This is a genomic window from Pseudoduganella sp. RAF19 (assembly GCF_052114165.1).
Taxonomy (GTDB): domain Bacteria; phylum Pseudomonadota; class Gammaproteobacteria; order Burkholderiales; family Burkholderiaceae_D; genus Rugamonas.
In genome coordinates this window covers 266,921-283,443 of sequence record NZ_JBFREF010000006.1, presented here as the reverse complement: position 1 = coordinate 283,443, position 16,523 = coordinate 266,921, and the positions used below count along the sequence as shown (strand labels likewise).

Below are 16,523 nucleotides of genomic sequence, written 5' to 3'. Positions count from 1 at the left end.
ATGCCGGACGCGCGCGAACTTCTGCTGTCCTGCCTGCCCCGCCTGCGCCGTTACGCGCGGGCGCTGACGGGCGAGCGCAGCAGTGCCGATGACCTGGTGCAGGACACCATGGAACGCGGCTGGTCCCGCCTGGCCCAATGGCGGGCCGGCGGCGACATGCGAGCGTGGCTTTTTGGCATCATGCACAATCTGTACGTGGACCAGGTACGCCGTCCGGCCCCCGCTACCGTGGAGCTGGATGAAGCCACGCCGGTGCAGGCCGCGCCTTCGTCCACTTCCGCGCGGCTGGAATTGCGCGATGTGCAAACGGCGCTGGCCCTGCTGCCCGCCGAGCAGCGCGAGGTGCTGCTGCTGGTCGCGCTGGAAGAAATGAGTTATGAGGAAGTCGCCGCCACGCTCGGCATTGCGCAAGGCACGGTAATGTCCCGCCTGTCGCGAGGACGCGAGCGGCTGCGCCTGCTGATGCTGGGCCAGGCCGTGCCCTCGCCCCTGAAAGTCGTCAAATGAGCATCCCTACCGAAGCCGAACTGCAAGCCTGGGTCGATGGCCGCCTGGCCCCGTCCCGCCGGGCCGAGGTGGACAGCTACCTGGCCGTGCGGCCGGACGAATCGGAACGCCTGACCGCTTACCGCCGCCAGAACAAGGAGCTGCGCGCCCTGTTCAATCCTGTCATGGACGAGAGCCTGCCTTCCGCGCTGACGCGCCCGCCGCGCCGTCCGCTGCCGTGGATGCGTATCGCGGCCGCCATTTCCATTGCGGTAGGCGCCGGTCTGCTGGGCATGGCGGCCGGCTGGTCGATGCGCGGCCAGGCACTGGCTACCATTGCCGCCGCGCCGGACGCCTTGCCGCACCGGGCGGCCGTGGCCCATGCCGTGTATGCACCGGAAGTGCGGCATCCCGTCGAGGTCGGCGCGGACCAGCAAAAGCACCTGGTGGCCTGGCTATCAAAACGGCTAGGTACGGAGCTGAAGCCGCCGCAACTGTCTCCTTTAGGCTACGAGCTGGTCGGCGGACGCCTGCTGCCGGGCGATGGCGGGCCTGTGGCGCAGTTCATGTACGCCGATTCCACCGGCCAGCGCCTGACGTTGTATGTGAGTTCGGGACAAAAAGAAATGCGCGAAACGGGCTTCCGCTTCGCGCAAGAGGGAAATGTGCGGGTGTTCTACTGGATCGACGGCAGCTTTGGCTACGCCCTGTCAGGCAGCATCAGCAAGGACGACCTGGGCCGCATCGCCCAGACCGTCTACGACCAGCTCACACCTTAACTGTGCATGCGGCGGCTGGCTTCGCTGATGCGGTTACGCATCACTTCGCTAGCTGCCGGGCCAGGCGCGAACATATAGTCCTCGTCATTGATGGCCAGGCCGCTGTTTGCATCGACCAGCACCTGGTCGGCTGGCTTGCCGGTTTCGCGGCTCACCACCAGCAGGCTGGCGCCTTCCGGCGACAGGTGTTCATTGCCCCAGGCGACGAACGCCAGGAGTACAGGTTTGAAATCGCGGCCTGCCTTGGTCAGGACATACTCATAACGTGGTGGACGCGCGCTGTACTGTCGACGCTCCATGAGTCCGCCCTCAACCAGGCCGGCCAGACGGCGGGTCAGCATATTCGGAGCGATCTTCAAACTCTTTTCGAACTCATCGAAGCGGGTTAAGCCGTAGAAAGCATCGCGAAGGATCAGGATGCTCCACCACTCACCCACCTTGGACAGGCTGCGAGCGATTGGGCACGGCATCTGGCCAAAGTCTGTGTGTTTCATATTGCCTCCGTTTCAGGTGGATAACCAAGTGTCAACGCCAGTCTCTGTTTTACATCTAAAAATGCCTGAAAAGACTCACCAATAATCACTAGCGGATCTCAAGCTGCGAAAACTGCTGCTTTGCTAGTTCATTTTGGTTGAGCCCGACTCACTACACTTTTGCCAGAAGCGACAGCACGTTTGCCAGAGGAGAAAAGCGAAAAAATTTTAAGAACTTGGGCATAATAAGCAACAAGCCCCCGGCATTTGTATTCACATGTATCTGACCAGCGATGCACAAGTTCGCAACATCCTCATCGTGGACGATTCCGCGTTTGAGCAGCGCATGCTTGTCGACCTGCTTAGCGAACTACCGTATCGCGTCTCTGTCGCCTTCAATGGCGAGCAGGGCTACCAGCTCGCCCTCTCCAGCCGCCCCGACCTGATCCTGCTCGATGTGCGCATGCCGAATATGGACGGCTATACCTGCTGCCGGCTATTGAAGGCTAACCCGGCGACGCGCGATATCCCGATCATCTTTTTGAGTGGTACGGATGCGGCGGAGGACCGCATCATGGGGCTGTCGATTGGCGGGGTGGATTTCGTGTCGAAACCCTTTACGCCCGGCGAACTGGCGGCACGCATTCACGTGCACCTGAATCTGATGCAGCGCCAGCCTGCACCGGCCACAGCGAGCGAGCCGGCCGAAGTGGACCCGGACACGGTCATCGTCAATGCGGCCAAGCGCCTGATTTCCGATAATCTGGCCGCCTTGCCCTCGCTGGCCGAGATCGCCTGCAGCGTGGGCACTTACCGCGAAAAGCTGAATCATCTGTTCCGCACGCACACGGGGATGACGGTGTTTGCCTTCATCCGCGAAGCGCGCATCCAGCGCGGACTGCAGTTGCTGCGTGATACCGATATGGATGTCCAGGACATCGCCTTACTCATCGGTTTCAATAACGCCGGCAATTTCGCGACCGCCTTCCGCGAAAAAACCGGCAACACCCCCAGCGCCTACCGCGCCTCCCTTGAGGACGACGCCGCCGCGTGAGCGTCACGCACGGCGGATCGAATGATCCGCCCTACGGCGTAGGTCGGATCATTGATCCGACTGCTTTTAGAACCTGTGGGTCAGCTTGACGGAAGCGAAGCGCCCGCGCGGGTCCGACTGGGTGTAATCGAAGAAGGCAAACGACGAATCCCACGACGGCTTCTTGTCTGCCAGGTTCAGCACGATCAGGTTGACCGTGGTCGCCGGCGTGATCTTGTAGCCGAAGTTCACATCGAAAGTGCCCACCGGCTTCACGCGCTCGCCCGGCCGCGTGGTCTGGTCGTAGCCATCCACGTAGTTCCAGGTCAGCGTGCCGCTGTACGCGCCGTTTTCCCAGTTCGCGGAAGTCACGCCGCGCCATTTCGGAATCGAACCAAACCAGTTATTGCCCGCGCCATTGGTCAACGGCGCGCCCAGTGACAGCGGCGCTTCGAACTTCAGCACATAGCTCAATTGCGCGTTCAGCGCGAAGCTGCCGTATGGCGTGTGCGGGAAGCGCTGGCGCAGGTCGAAGTCGAAACCGCTGGCCAGGCGGTCGCCCTGGTTCGCGTACTGGCGATACAGCGTGAGGATGCGGCCTTGTGCGTCACGCACGATCTTCTCCGGATGCGTGGCTTCGTTGGCGATGATGCTGTCCGCGCTCTCGGTGCCGATCACGCCATTGGTGCGGATACGGTAGTAGTCCACGCCAATGCTGCTGGTCGGCGTTGGCGACAGCACGAAGCCCAGGTCGATATTGTTCGAACGTTCCGGCGACAGATTGCTGTTTGCCGTCGTAATGTTGGTGATGCCGCGCGCCTGGGTTGGCGTGATCGGGTCACGCGGATCGATCACACTGCCATAGCTGACCGACGTCGAGTTGGTGATCTCCGGCAGCGATGGCGCACGGAAGCCGCGCGACACCGTACCGCGCAGCAGCAGCCACGGTGCGGCCTGATAGCGCACGCTGGCTTTCGGCGAGAAGGCGCTGCCGAAGTCGCTGTACTTGTCGGCACGGCCGGCCAGGTTCACGCTCAGGTCCTTCACCACCGGGATATTGAACTCGGTGAACAGCGCCGTTACATCGCGGCTGCCGTTGATGATGTTGATGGCCGGACGCAGCTCGGTGCCGGTCAGTACGGCGGTCGACGTCTGCGAGTCCATCTCTTCACGGCGCCATTGCGCACCGAAGGCAAAGCCCAGCGGGCCAGCCGGCAGTTGGGCCACTTCTTTGGACGCATTGAAGTCCACCGTGGTCAGCGTCGAATCGGCCGGACGCAGCGTGGACAGGCGCAGGCGGTTGCGCACTTCTTCGCTATTCTTCGACTGATCCGCGAAGTTGTAGCTGCCGTCGGCCAGCACCTTCTCAAATTCGTAGCGATTGACGAAGTTCTGCACGGTCTCTTTCAGCTTGCTGCCGGAGCGGCCAATCGAAACGTCGTAATCCCAGCCGGACCATGCGCCCTTCACGCCAGTCAGGGCGCGGTAGAAGTCCACCTTGTCCTGCTTCATGCGCGGGCCAAGATCGAACAAGGTCGCGTTAAACGGCAGCGGCGTGCTGCCCGGATTATTCGGATGGCCGACCGGCAGCACCACATTGATCGTATCCAGCGCCTGCCTGCCATTGTTCCATGCGCGCAGGCCGCTGCCCACCGTCAGCGGCGCGCTGAAAGTTTCGTCGGCGTGCGAATAGCCGTACAGGACTTCCGCATAGGCCTCGGTGTTCTCGTTCAGCTTCAGCGTCCCGCGCAGCGATGTGTGGACGCGCTCCACGCCTGGAATCAGGGTGCGGAATTCGGCCGGGTTATAGGCCAGTACATTGCCCGTCTTGCCCGGCGTGATGTCGCCGTAAGGCTTTACCTGCAAAGGCCCTTGCGCACCACCGAGGAACCGGGTCGGATCGTTGCCGACGTAATTGGTCGGCACCCAGGCCAGCGTGCCGTTCGCATTGCCGCGGAAATCGGAATCGCGCATCCACGACACATCGCTTTGCTGCAGCTTGTCGCGCTTCAGCGCATCCAGCGAGAACACGATGCTCCAGCCTTTTTCATCCAGGCTGCCGAAGCCTGTCTGCAGCATGGCGCTGCGCTCGACCTGGCCCGTGCCCTGCGTCGAACTGCCCACTTGCGCACTCACTTCGGTGCCGGTGAATTCCTTGTAGAGGATGATGTTCACCACACCCGCCACGGCGTCCGAACCGTACACGGAGGACGCGCCATCCTTCAGCACTTCGATGCGCTGGACGGCCGCCATCGGCAGGCTATTCAGGTCGACGAAGGTGTCTTGCAAATCCTGCGCGGTCGCATAGCTTGCCACGCGCTTGCCGTTCACCAGGATCAGCGTGTTTTTCTGTCCCAGGCCACGCAGCGACAGGCCCACCGTACCGGCCGAGAAGCTGCCCGTGTATTGCTCGTTGTAGCTGTTCCCGCTGTTGGCGGAAATGGTGCGCAGGATGTCCGCGACGTTGGTCTTGCCGGTAGCGGCGAGATCCTTCGCGCTGAACACCTGCACGGCGCTGGCGCCCTCTTTCTGCGCGGTGCGGATATTCGAGCCGGTAACGACAACGCGCGCCAGTTCCTCTTCCTGCGCAGCGGCGATTTGCGGGAATGCGGCGGCAATGGCCAAAGTGATGCTGAGTGGTTTGATCATGTTTTTCTCTTGGTGGAAAGTGGATGTGCGCGGCCACGCCGTCCTTGTGGGACAGTGTTTTTACGCGAACGGGGTACTGCGGGGGTCAGGTACGGCGGCACATGTACGGCACCATGCAGGGCGGCGCGTACAGGATGTTGGACTGGGAGATGTGGCTGGAATAGAACATTAGTGAACTATATCCAAGGATTTTCATTTCTGAAACGAATTAAAACGCGATTGCTTATACCTAAAACCACATATAGACAGCATTGTCTATAAATCGCCACAGCCTGCAGCGTTAGCAAACAAAGAAGTATACAAGTTTGTCTAGACAGACTATTCTGGACTTATGAACACGCCACCTAAACCGACTCCAGCGGAACTGGACCTGCTGCAATTCATCTGGCCCCTCGGCGCGGCAACCGCCAAGCAGGTGCACGAATCCATGCTGCAAGAGCGTCCCGACATCGCCTATGGCACCGTGCTGCGCCTGATGCAGATCATGCACGGCAAAGGCCTGCTGATACGCGACGAAAGCCAGCGCTCTCACATCTACGCGCCCGCCGTCGGCAAGGAAGCGATGCAGACCAATATGCTGCAGGACCTGCTGCAGCGCGCCTTCTCCGGCTCGGCCAAGGCGCTGGTACTGACGGCTCTGCGCAGCGGCATCAGCAAAAAGGAACGCGAAGAAATCGAGAAGCTGCTGAAAGACGGAGACCAGCAATGAACGCGGCCATCGTCGAAGCGATCGGCTGGGCGCTGGTGCACTTCGTCTGGCAAGGCGGACTGATTGGCGCTGCCGCCGCGCTGCTGCTCGTACTGCTGCGCCGCGCACCGGCCTCGCAGCGCTATCTGGTCGCGTGCGTCGCGCTGCTGATGTGCGCCGCGTGGCCTGCTGCCAGACTGGCCCTGCGCCTGTCCGCGCCCTCCTCCTCCGCCGCCGTGTTGGGGGCGCCTGGCAGCGGCGCCGCGGCCTTCGGCCCGCTGGCCAGCTTCAGCGCCGCATGGCTGGCCGCCCTGCGCGCGCATCTCACCGGCGTTGTCGTGTTCTGGCTCGCCTGCATCGTCGCCCTGAGCGCCCGCTCCGCGCTTGGCCTGTTGTGGATCGAGCGCGCCGCCCGCCGCGGCAACATCGACGTGCAGTGGCAAGCCCGCCTGTCGCTAATGGCCGATCGCTTCGGCATCAAGCGTCCCGTGCGCCTGCGCATCGTGCATACGCTGGCGAGCCCATTGACGGCCGGCTGGTGGCGCCCAGTCGTGCTGGTGCCGGGCGCCCTGCTGACCGGCATGCCTCCTGAATTGTTGGAAGCCCTGCTGGCCCACGAACTGGCACACGTAAGGCGCCACGACTACCTCGTAAACCTGCTGCAGAACGTGATCGAGATCCTGCTGTTCTATCACCCCGTGGTGTGGTGGCTGTCGCGCCGCATCCGCAGCGAACGTGAATTGATAGCAGACGAATTAGCCGCAAGACTGTCCGGCGAACCGCGGCGCCTGGCCCTTGCACTGTCCGAACTGGAAAAACTCCAGTTCTCCCACCACCACCTAGCCCTTGGGGCACATGGAGGAGATTTGATGGTACGCATTAAACGCCTGGTTCAACCTGAACGCAGCTCCAGCAACTGGAAGGCCGTCATCGCGGTATTCGGCCTCGCCGCAATCACAGCCGGCTGCAGTATCGCCAACGCGACGTCGGAAGCCAATGCACCAATTATCGTGGATAAGCCTGAGCAGCGTGCTGTCGTGGACTTCAAGTCCTGCTCAAAACCCGAGTGGCCGGCGGCCGATCTCAACGCCAGCCATACGGGCGCTGTCGTGCTGCGCTTCCTGATTTCCAAAGAGGGCAAAGCGCTCGATTCCGCCATCGTTAAATCGAGTGGCTACCCCGGACTTGACCAAGCGGCGCAGGAAGGCATCGCAAAATGCCACTTCTCGCCTGCCGTCAACGAAGGCAAGCCGGTCCAGTCCTGGACCCAGATGCAATACGTTTGGCTGCTGAACTGATGCGCCGCGCGCTGGCCGCCTGGATGCTGTGCAGTGCACTTGCTGCACAGGCATCGACTCTACCCGAGTATCCCTTCGTCTCCACCAGCGGCCGCGCGCAAACCTGGCTGGCACCGGATATCGGCGAACTGCAATTTGAAATCGGCGCACAGAACGTGATGACCGACGCAGCGAGCGCCGATCTGGACAACCTGGCAGCGACCGTACAAAAAGTCCTCGCCGCGCACACCATTCCGGACACGGACGTCGAAAGCTTCGAGCTGGGTAAGAAATCCGTCACGCTAGCGCAAGCGGCTGCAGACGGCGCCACGCAAGCATGGCTGCTTAGCCGCCAGTACCGTGTGCAGGTGCGCGATCTGTCGCAATGGGGTGCCGTGCTGACCGAACTGCTTGCGCTCGACCACCTGGACAGCATCAAGATCGCCTTCGATCGCACTGACCGTGATCGCATCAATAAGGACCTGATGGCGGATGCGGCAAAAGATGCGCGGACAAATGGCGAACTGCTGGCTGAATCCTTCGGCCGCAAGCTGGGACCGGCGACGGCTATTTCGCGTGCTCCGCTTGAGAAGGTTGGCGCGCCCTACCTCGCGCCACAGGAGCCTGCGCCGCGCTATGCACCGCGCGCCAGCGCCAGCTATTCCGTCAGCCCGGCGAATGTGGCGCAGTATCTGGTGCCCATATCGATACCATTTGGCCAGTCGGTCAACGCCATCTTCCGGCTGAAGTAGCGGTCATACCGGCGCCAGCTTGTCCTGTGTCTTCGTGTCGAAATCGCTGGCGTCGTGACGTTCATGCAGTTGCTGGGACGGCTCGCCGGTAGTGCGATTGACCATGCGGCCGCGCTGGACGGCCGGGCGGGCCAGCAGAGCGTCGGCCCAGCGCAGCACGTTTTTGTATTCGTGCACGGACAGGAACCCGCCGCCGTTGTATAGCCATCCTTTGACCATGCCGCCCATCCAGGGAAAGATGGCCATGTCGGCGATGGTGTATTCGGGACCGGCCACGTATTCGCTTTCGGCCAGGCGGCGGTTCAGCACATCCAGCAGGCGCTTGGTCTCCATTGCATAACGGTTGATGGCGTATTCGATCTTCTCCGGCGCATAAGCGTAGAAGTGGCCGAAGCCGCCGCCGACAAAGGGCGCGCTGCCCATCTGCCAGAACAGCCAGGACAGGCACTCGGCACGTTCCGCGGGTTCGGCCGGCAGGAAGGCGCCGAATTTCTCCGCGAGATACATCAGAATCGCGCCGGATTCGAACACGCGCACCGGCTGCGCGCCGGAGCGGTCCACCAGTGCAGGGATCTTGGAATTGGGATTGGCCTCCACAAAGCCGCTGCCGAATTGTTCGCCGTTGATGCGGATCAGCCAGGCGTCGTACTCGGCGCCGGTATGGCCCAGCGCCAGCAGCTCTTCCAGCATGATGGTGACCTTCTGGCCGTTGGGGGTGCCCAGCGAATACAGTTGCAGCGGATGGCGGCCGATCGGCAACTCCTTCTCGTGCGTGGCGCCGGCGATGGGACGGTTGGTGCCAAAGCCCTGGTTATTCCAGGTCCAGACTTCGGGAGGGGTGTAATCAGACATTCGAATCTCCAGCATCAAGAGCAGCTGGCCATTCTACTTCTTCGAGAAAAACAGCGCAGCGAGCGATACGAAACTGAGCGCGGCGCCAGTGAGGAAGGTCACCGACGCGCCAAAGTGGTCCCACAGCAGGCCCGCAATCACGCTGGCGAACAGCATGGCGATGCCACTGGCGAGGTTGAAGAAGCCGAAAGCCGTGCCGCGCAAATCATCCGGCGCCGCATCGGCCACCATGCGCGCCATCAGGCCCTGTGTGATGCCGAGATGGATACCCCACAGCGCAACGCCGCACAGCAGCACCGGCCAGCTGCCGTCCACCGACAGCACGAGGTCGGACGCCACCAGCACCGCCAGCCCCAGCGCCAGCAGCTTGCGGTGATCGAAACTGTCGGACAGTTTGCCGAAGGGGTAGGCGCTGACCGCGTAGAAAATGCTCATCGCCACCATCACCAGCGGCGTCATGGCCAGCGGCACGCCGGCCTGCTGGGCGCGCAGCACGAGGAAGGCTTCGCTGAAGCGCGCCAGCGTGAATGCGGCGCCGAAGATGGTCACCCACCAGAAAGCGCGCCCCAGGCGGCGCAAGGAATCGAGGTTCAGATGCGGCCGGTCCTCAGGCTTGGTCGGCGCGTTCGGCTCGGTGACGCCCATGACCAGCAACGCCACCGACGCCACGGCGGGCACGCAGGCGACCCAGAACACGGCGCGGAAATTGTTGGCCCAGGCCAGCATCAGCACCACGGCAAGCGATGGACCAAGCACCGCACCTACCGTGTCCAGCGCCTGCCGCAGCCCGAAGGCCGCACCGCGAATGGACGACGGCGTGATGTCCGCGATCAGCGCGTCGCGTGGCGCACCGCGCATGCCTTTGCCTATACGGTCCAGCAGACGTGCCGCCACAACCATGCCGTAGGCGTTCGCCAGCGCAAACAGAGGCTTGGTGGCGGCCGCGAGGCCATAGCCAAACGTCGCCAGCGCCTTGCGCTTGCCCAGCCGGTCGCTCAGCACGCCCGACACCACTTTGACGATCAAGGCCGTCGCATCCGCCAGGCCTTCGACCAGGCCGACCAGCGACACACTGGCGCCCAGCGGACCAACCAGGAACAACGGCAGCAGGCTGTGAATCATTTCCGAAGACACGTCCATCAGCATGCTGACCAGGCCAAGGACCCACACGCTGGACGGTATCTTCGCAGTCATGCTACGCCGCCTGCATCTGCCGGCGCCACCAGCGCCATGAAACGATGGCGTTGATCCAGTACGCCGCGTACAGCGCCGAAGTCAGATACAGCCCGCGGCTGGCATACAGCGGCACGGACACCGTATTCACCAGTATCCACACCGGCCAGCTTTCCACGCGACGCCCCATCAGCAGCACCTGCGCAATGATGGAAAACATCAGCACCGAGGAGTCGATAAACGGCGCATAGGCATTGGTGAAGTGCTTCAGCATCAGCCCATACACCACGGTGGAGCCCACGCCGACCAGCGCCATCCACATCAGCGTGCGCGGATTGGCGGAGGTCACGTGCAAGGCGCTGCCATGGTCGCCGCGCAGCCACTGCACCCAGCCGATCACGCAAGTAATGATGAAGAACAATTGCAGCGCCACGTCCGCATACAGCTGGGTGGAATAGAACAGCACCGCGAACATCGCGCAGCCGACAATGCCCAGCCACCAGGAGTGGATATTGTTGCGGCCCGCGAGAACGATCGATACAGTCATCACCGCATTGGCGGCCAATTCGAGTGGGGGCACCATCCCTTAATTACCTCTGCATTCGGCCGGCAGCAAATGTGCCGGAATCTGGGAACTGCCGCACAGCCAGGACAGCTTGTTGTCCGCGCCCTGCACCGGCACAAAAGCAATCGCCTTGCTGCGCCATTCATAGGCGGACGGGAACACGCGCACGACGCCACTGGCGTCCAGCTGGACATCCACCACGGCGCGGTCCGGGTCATCCAGCGCGTAACCCGCCTGGGCCAGGCTATCCGGATTGCGGCCATTCACATAATAGTAGCGTTCCACGGCGGCCGTCGCATCTTTGCCGACTTCAACGGCGCTCGCGATGCGCTGCTGGTCGCGGTTCTCGCGGTAGCCCGGCAGCAGCCCGGTGCCCAGAACGCCCAGCAAGGCAATCGCCACCAGCAGGCCGCCGGCGCCGCCGACCACACCGGTGCGCGGCACGAACAGCGCCAGCACATATGCCAGCGGATGACGCGATGGCACTTCGATACGCCGTCCGGCGGCCAGTGCATGTATGGCTGCGACGCGCTTGACCAGCCAGGGCTTGTCCGACACCAGTTCATGAAACGACATCCAGAATCCCGCCGACTCGCGCGCCTGGCCGGCGTAGGCGGTGAGCGACAGTTGCTGACGGCGGCGGCCGCATGCCGCCAGCACGGCCAGTCCCTGTTCGGCGCTGTGCAAATCGTCGCAGGCGAGGAAACCGTGGCGGTCGCAGGTATATTCCCTGGCCCGCGAATAAGCCGCGCCAAGCAGCGGCAGCACGGCCGATGGCATTAACAATGACGCCCAGCGCATATGCCGCAGTTTGATATGGCCGATTTCATGGCCAATATAAAAATTGATGGCGTTGGGTTTATCTTCAAGCGCTTCCACAATAGCGCTATCAAGGATGATAAAACGATCGGACAGAATACGCGCGGCCAGCGCATCCAGTCCGCCGCGCGGCTGCAGCAAATAAGCGCAGGGATTATCCAGCAGCCCAAGGCGCTCGCAGCAAACGTCGACGCGCGCCCGCAAATCGGGGAACTGCTGATAGGTGATTTTGACGGCAGTACCTTTGACCCATGCGCCCAATGCAGAACGGATAAATACAAAGGTCAATATCAGAAATGCCAAAATTAACATTCCAGCAAAAGGAGCAATGACAATCAAGGCGCCCCAGAATAATAGGGCCAACCCCAGCATCAGGCCAAACAAAGTGCGCTCGGTTTTATAGATCAGCTCCATGAGCCGGCATTTTAAATTAGTTTATTAAAAATTAAAACGCACGGTTTCTTTCATTTACAAATTAATTAAGCCGATACCATCTGATACCGAACTGAGACGATACTGGACTGTTGCCCTTCAGGGCGGCACGGGATACTGGCAATAAGTCGCAACGCAACGGAATACCGCCATGACCACCATGCCCATCGTCGCCAACATCCCCACCCCGGCCCTGCCCCATGCACGCCGCTTCAGCAGCGTGCTGCCGATGAACGAGGTGCTGCAAGTGGGTGATCTCATCGTCTCCGACAACGGCCTGTTCTTCGCCACCCTGCGCGAGGATGGCTGTTTCGCCATCTATCGCGGCATCGACGATACCGATCCCGATGCCCTGCTGTGGGAGAGCACCAGGAAGCCGGCCGAGGGTCCCTTCTTCGCCCTGGTGCAAGGCGATGGCAATTTCTGCATCTATCAGGGCACGGACCTGGAACACAACGCTGGCTGGCATTGGGGCAGCCAGATGACGGCCAAGGGCAACCGTTTTTACGGCACCCTGCAGGACGATGGCAATTTCTCCATCCGCAAAGGCAGCAGCCCGCAGGACAGCTGTGGCCTGATCTGGGCCAGCGGCGCTACCGACCGGGTGGAAAGCATCGTCGAAGTGCTGCACATCGAATACGAACTGGAACAGGCCTGCGTGCTGCGCACCAGCCCTGCCAGCCTGTATAGCGAAACCATCAACAACACCCGCGAAGCGCAGGAAACCCACCGCGTGCTGGGCGCCATTGCCGTCACCGAAACCACGGCATGGACCAACGCCATGAGCGCGCGCTACTGCGCCGACAGCCACTTCCGCGCCCCCGTCCCCATCATGGACGGCGACGAATTCCGCCTGTGCGACGAGGCCAAACGCTATGAGCCGAACGGCGCCCAGACCAGCACCCGCAACTGGGGCTTCAATACGCCGGTCTGCGTGGAAGCGCAAACGGCAGTGCGTGCGGCCATCGCCGTGACCTACTCCACCATCGCCGTGCCGTACGTGCTGCTGGGTCAACTGCGCTTCGAATCGGGTGTGCGCGTAATCGGCCCCGTCAAAGGCGCCTTCCTTGGCACGAATGCCCACAGCCTGGTTGCCACTTTCGCACCGCAGGAGCCAAAACCCAACAGTGGGAAGGCGCATCGGCGTTCTTTGCAGCCAGTGCTGGAGGTCCGCGCGAATTGACGTGCTATATTGGGCGGGCTATGAGCCCGGACCAATTTTCACCCAACGCCAACGATTTCGCACCTTCAGACGGCCGCGTCCTGCTCGATGCCAGTTTGCTAAAAAAGCTGCGCAAGGCGCGCGGCCTTAGCCAGGAAGCCCTGGCGGAATTGTGTTTTCACCAGCAGCTGTGCGTTTCCATCGCTTCCATCAAGCGCGCCGAAACCGGCAAGGTGGTGCTGTACCGCACCGCGCGCCATCTGGCGCAAGTCTATGAAGTGACGCTGGAATCGCTGGTGGCCGCCGGTGCCGGCGCCGATGCACTGCCGGCCGACGTGCCGCAAGCCATTGCGGACTTTGCCGCCGCCTACGCTACCCTGCAGCCCACGCCGCCGCTCGCCGATGAAGCGGTGCGCTACGTCGTCATGCTGCATATCGAACTCTCCGAAGCGCCGGATACCAGACTGCAGCAGGAAATCGGCACGCACGTACTGCAATTCGGCGGCCGTGTGGAATCCGTCACCGGCACGCAGCTGTGGGCGGTGTTCGGCCTGCCGCGCGCCTACCGCTCGGATGCTGAACGCGCGGTGCGCTGCGCGCTCGAACTCAATCGCACTTTGCTGGCTCACGGTGGCCGTGCCATGGCCGTGCGCCTGGCGCGCTGGGAACATGGACGTCCCGGGCGCAGCGACGGCGCTCTGCCCGATCTGCGCCTGCCCGATGCGGTGCGTCCGATCCGTGTGCCGCTGTTCGTTTCCGCCAGCCTGCTGCCGCAGCTGGAAGGCCGCTTTGTGTTCGACGCGGGGCCGCGCCGCTTCCCCGGCTACGTGGCTTTCAGCCGCCCTGCCACCGGCGACGCTGCTTCGCTGCCGGCCCTGATCGGCCGTTATTCCGAAACGCGCCAGTTCAAGGCCGTGGTGGAAGCGATGCTGGAAGCGCAGAGCGGCAGCCTGGTTTATCTGCGTGCGATGGCCGGCGTTGGCAAGAGCCGGCTGGCGCAGGAATTCGCTGAAATCGCCCGCCAGGACGGCATGCTTTGCCACAGCTGCGAAGTGGCCGATGCTGGCGCCGACAACTGGCGCGCGCCGCTGGAACAATTGGCGCGCAGCCTGTTCCGCATCGACGCGTCCACGGTGGATGTGGCGCAAACCATCGCCGACACCATTGCCGGCCTGCGCCTTCCAAATGAAACCGCCATGTTCTACCGCGCCCTGTGCGGCGTGCCGTTGACGCAGCCGCAGACCGCGCTGTACGACGCCATGAGCCACGAGGTGCGCGAGCGCGGACTGGCGCGCGCACTGGAAGTGCTGGTGCTGCGCCTGGCCGTCAATGAGCCGCTGCAGATCACGGTGGAAGATGTGCACTGGGGTGAGCCGCACTTCTTCGATGCGCTGGCGTCCCTGCTGTCGGCAACGCGCGAGGCGCCCGTGTTGTGGGTGCTGACCTCGCGCGTCGACGACGATCCGCTGGAATCCGCATTGCGCCCGCAGCTTTACGATATGGCGCTGACGGTGTTTGACCTCGGTCCCATGAGCCCGCGCGAAGCGCTGGCCCTGGCCGACCAGTACAACGAAGTCGATGCCGAATTCCGCCGCCAGTGCGTCGAGCGTGCACAGGGCAATCCGCTATTTCTCACGCAGCTGCTGGCGAACCCCGGCGACCTGCTGCCGGACAGCCTGAAACATCTGATCCAGGCCCGCCTGGACACGTTGCCTGCTGAGCACAGCCGCGCGCTGCGCATGGCGTCCGTGCTGGGCAACCGCTTCGATCTGGCGCAGCTGCGGGTTGCGCTGGGCGACACCGAATACACGCCACCTGCATCCGGCCGTAACAGCCTGCTGCGCCCTGCCGGTGCGGGCCGCTATGCCTTCGTGCATGATCTGGTCATGCACTGTATTTACGATTCCATCGAAGGCGAACAGCAGCAGCGCATGCACGCCATCGCAGCGGAGCTGTACCGCGAGCAGGATGCGGTGCAATGTGCGCAGCACCTGTACCGCGCCAGCGATCCGGGCGCGCTGGACATGATGCTGACCGCGATCCGCGGCAAACTGGCATCGCACGAATACGAAGCGGCGATGGATCTGACCCGCGAATGCAACAAGGCCGATTCCACCACCTTCTCCAGTTTCCCGCTTGCGCTGCTGCGCGCACACGCCAGCGCCGGTATGGGACAGATGCCGAATGCACGCCAGTATTACCAACATGCGGTAATGTTGGCAGGACGACCAGAAGAAAAAATCGATGCGGTGGTCGGCCTGGCGACAACGCTGAACATCCTGGAAGAACTGGAAGAGGAAGAGCGCCTGCTGGACGAGACGGTGCCGCTGGCCATGTCCGTCGGTGCGGAAGCGGCACTCGGCAAGCTGCTCTACCTGAAAGGGAATATCTACTTTCCGCGCGGCGACTACAGCGAGTGCCGCCGCTACCACGAGGACGCAGCGCGCTACGCGCAGGCCAGCGATATGGCCGAAACGCGGGCACGCGCGCTGAGCGGCGTAGGCGATTCGTATTACGCGCAGGGCCGCATGCGCAAAGCCAATGAGCTGTTCAGCGAATGCCTGTCCATGTGCGAGGAGCACAGCTATCTGCACATCGAAGCGGCCAACCGCTCGGCGCTGGGCTCCACGCGCATCTACCTGGGAGAATCCGAGCATGCGGTGGCTGATGCGCTGGCATCGGCGGATATCGCGCGCAAGGTGGGCAATCGCCGTGCCGAGACTTTCGCCCGCATGACCGCAGGATGGGCGCTGGTCGCCAGTGGCCAGTCCGACGCGGCATCGGAGCAGGTGGAAACAGGACTGGAACTGGCACGATCGCTGGGCAGCGCACGCTTCGAGACCTTCCTGCGCGAGAGCCAGGCGCGCATCGCCTGGCAGCGCGGCGAGCGTGAAATGGCCGAGCGCCAGATTCGCTCTGTCGCCGAAGACGTCGAGAAGCACAAGCTGCAGAACTTCATCGGACCGTGGGTGATGGGCACTCTGGCCCTGTTCTCGCAGGATGCGTCCACACGCAAGCGCGCGCTGCTCAAGGGTGCGTCCTACTTCACCCGCGACTGCCTGGCGCACAATGCCTACCGCTTCTATCTGAATGCGGCTGAAGTGGCGCTGCAGGATGGGGATCTGGTGTCGGCCGAGTTCTATGCGGAGCAGCTGGCCGCCTGCGGCGCGGCAGAATCCTGCGCCTGGGTCGAGCACCATGTCCAATTGATCCGCGATGCGGCGGCGTGGCAGACCAGTCCCGACGACGTCATCCGCGCCCGCCTGATGGCCCTGCGCGCGCAAGGCACGCTGTACGGCTTCACGGAAGCAGCACCGCTGCTCAACCGCATGGCGGATCGATGATCCGCCCTACGCCCGGCCAACGACTCCGGATACCGGTCC

General features: G+C 62.7%; 14 protein-coding genes and 1 pseudogene. 8 read left to right on the top strand and 7 right to left on the bottom strand.

The genetic code is table 11. The annotated features are described in order from the left end of the window. Both AB4Z19_RS18170 and AB4Z19_RS18165 read left to right on the top strand, forming a co-directional pair. A complete protein-coding gene (locus AB4Z19_RS18170) occupies nt 1-507 on the top strand; it encodes an RNA polymerase sigma factor (protein ID WP_442025914.1) in 507 nt (168 codons plus the stop codon). Further along, nucleotides 504-1,265, top strand: coding sequence for an anti-sigma factor family protein (locus tag AB4Z19_RS18165; RefSeq protein ID WP_442025913.1), 762 nt, complete (start codon nt 504-506; stop codon nt 1,263-1,265). The genes AB4Z19_RS18170 and AB4Z19_RS18165 overlap by 4 nt, the downstream gene beginning before the upstream one ends. Here AB4Z19_RS18165 and AB4Z19_RS18160 read toward each other — a convergent pair. Continuing rightward, nucleotides 1,262-1,759, bottom strand: a complete 498-nt coding sequence (locus AB4Z19_RS18160; protein ID WP_442025912.1) for a winged helix-turn-helix transcriptional regulator — start codon at nt 1,757-1,759, stop codon at nt 1,262-1,264. The genes AB4Z19_RS18165 and AB4Z19_RS18160 overlap by 4 nt on opposite strands. A 256-nt stretch (nt 1,760-2,015) precedes the next feature. Here AB4Z19_RS18160 and AB4Z19_RS18155 point away from each other — a divergent pair, with 256 nt between their 5' ends. Next, on the top strand, nt 2,016-2,792 hold the full coding sequence (locus AB4Z19_RS18155; RefSeq protein ID WP_442025911.1) for a response regulator transcription factor: 777 nt from the start codon (nt 2,016-2,018) through the stop codon (nt 2,790-2,792). A gap of 66 nt (nt 2,793-2,858) precedes the next feature. Here AB4Z19_RS18155 and AB4Z19_RS18150 read toward each other — a convergent pair whose 3' ends face one another. Continuing rightward, nucleotides 2,859-5,420 (bottom strand): TonB-dependent receptor plug domain-containing protein, encoded by a 2,562-nt coding sequence (locus AB4Z19_RS18150; RefSeq protein ID WP_442035744.1) that lies wholly within the window; start codon nt 5,418-5,420, stop codon nt 2,859-2,861. Nucleotides 5,421-5,751: 331 nt separating this feature from the next. Between AB4Z19_RS18150 and AB4Z19_RS18145 the strand changes: the two genes are divergently transcribed. Genes AB4Z19_RS18145 through AB4Z19_RS18135 form a run of 3 tightly spaced genes read left to right on the top strand, consistent with a single transcriptional unit; the run spans nt 5,752 to nt 8,137 of the window. Further along, nucleotides 5,752-6,129 (top strand): BlaI/MecI/CopY family transcriptional regulator, encoded by a 378-nt coding sequence (locus AB4Z19_RS18145; protein WP_442035743.1) that lies wholly within the window; start codon nt 5,752-5,754, stop codon nt 6,127-6,129. Beyond that, entirely contained in the window at nt 6,126-7,406 is a 1,281-nt protein-coding gene (locus AB4Z19_RS18140) for a TonB family protein (protein ID WP_442035742.1), read from the top strand. Before AB4Z19_RS18145 ends, AB4Z19_RS18140 begins: the two co-directional genes overlap by 4 nt. After that, the gene (locus tag AB4Z19_RS18135; RefSeq protein ID WP_442025805.1) at nt 7,391-8,137 is read left to right on the top strand and encodes an SIMPL domain-containing protein; all 747 of its coding nucleotides are present in this window, start codon (nt 7,391-7,393) and stop codon (nt 8,135-8,137) included. Before AB4Z19_RS18140 ends, AB4Z19_RS18135 begins: the two co-directional genes overlap by 16 nt. A gap of 3 nt (nt 8,138-8,140) precedes the next feature. Here AB4Z19_RS18135 and yghU read toward each other — a convergent pair whose 3' ends face one another. The 5 genes and pseudogenes from yghU to AB4Z19_RS18110 form a co-directional block, all read right to left on the bottom strand. Further along, nucleotides 8,141-8,989, bottom strand: a complete 849-nt coding sequence (gene yghU / locus AB4Z19_RS18130) for a glutathione-dependent disulfide-bond oxidoreductase (RefSeq protein ID WP_442035741.1) — start codon at nt 8,987-8,989, stop codon at nt 8,141-8,143. A gap of 33 nt (nt 8,990-9,022) precedes the next feature. Next, nucleotides 9,023-10,183, bottom strand: coding sequence for an MFS transporter (locus AB4Z19_RS18125; RefSeq protein ID WP_442035740.1), 1,161 nt, complete (start codon nt 10,181-10,183; stop codon nt 9,023-9,025). A gap of 1 nt (nt 10,184) precedes the next feature. Then, the gene (gene pnuC, locus AB4Z19_RS18120) at nt 10,185-10,745 is read right to left on the bottom strand and encodes a nicotinamide riboside transporter PnuC (RefSeq protein ID WP_442025808.1); all 561 of its coding nucleotides are present in this window, start codon (nt 10,743-10,745) and stop codon (nt 10,185-10,187) included. A gap of 3 nt (nt 10,746-10,748) precedes the next feature. Continuing rightward, complete coding sequence (locus AB4Z19_RS18115) at nt 10,749-11,507, bottom strand: hypothetical protein (protein ID WP_442025810.1); 759 nt, start codon at nt 11,505-11,507, stop codon at nt 10,749-10,751. A gap of 69 nt (nt 11,508-11,576) precedes the next feature. After that, nucleotides 11,577-11,858 (bottom strand): annotated as a pseudogene (locus AB4Z19_RS18110) (peptidase M48 family protein); the annotation flags it as partial. A gap of 271 nt (nt 11,859-12,129) precedes the next feature. Here AB4Z19_RS18110 and AB4Z19_RS18105 point away from each other — a divergent pair. Continuing rightward, complete coding sequence (locus AB4Z19_RS18105; RefSeq protein ID WP_442035739.1) at nt 12,130-13,161, top strand: hypothetical protein; 1,032 nt, start codon at nt 12,130-12,132, stop codon at nt 13,159-13,161. A 20-nt stretch (nt 13,162-13,181) separates the two neighbouring features. Further along, the gene (locus AB4Z19_RS18100) at nt 13,182-16,484 is read left to right on the top strand and encodes an ATP-binding protein (protein ID WP_442035738.1); all 3,303 of its coding nucleotides are present in this window, start codon (nt 13,182-13,184) and stop codon (nt 16,482-16,484) included. Nucleotides 16,485-16,523 lie beyond the last annotated feature (39 nt).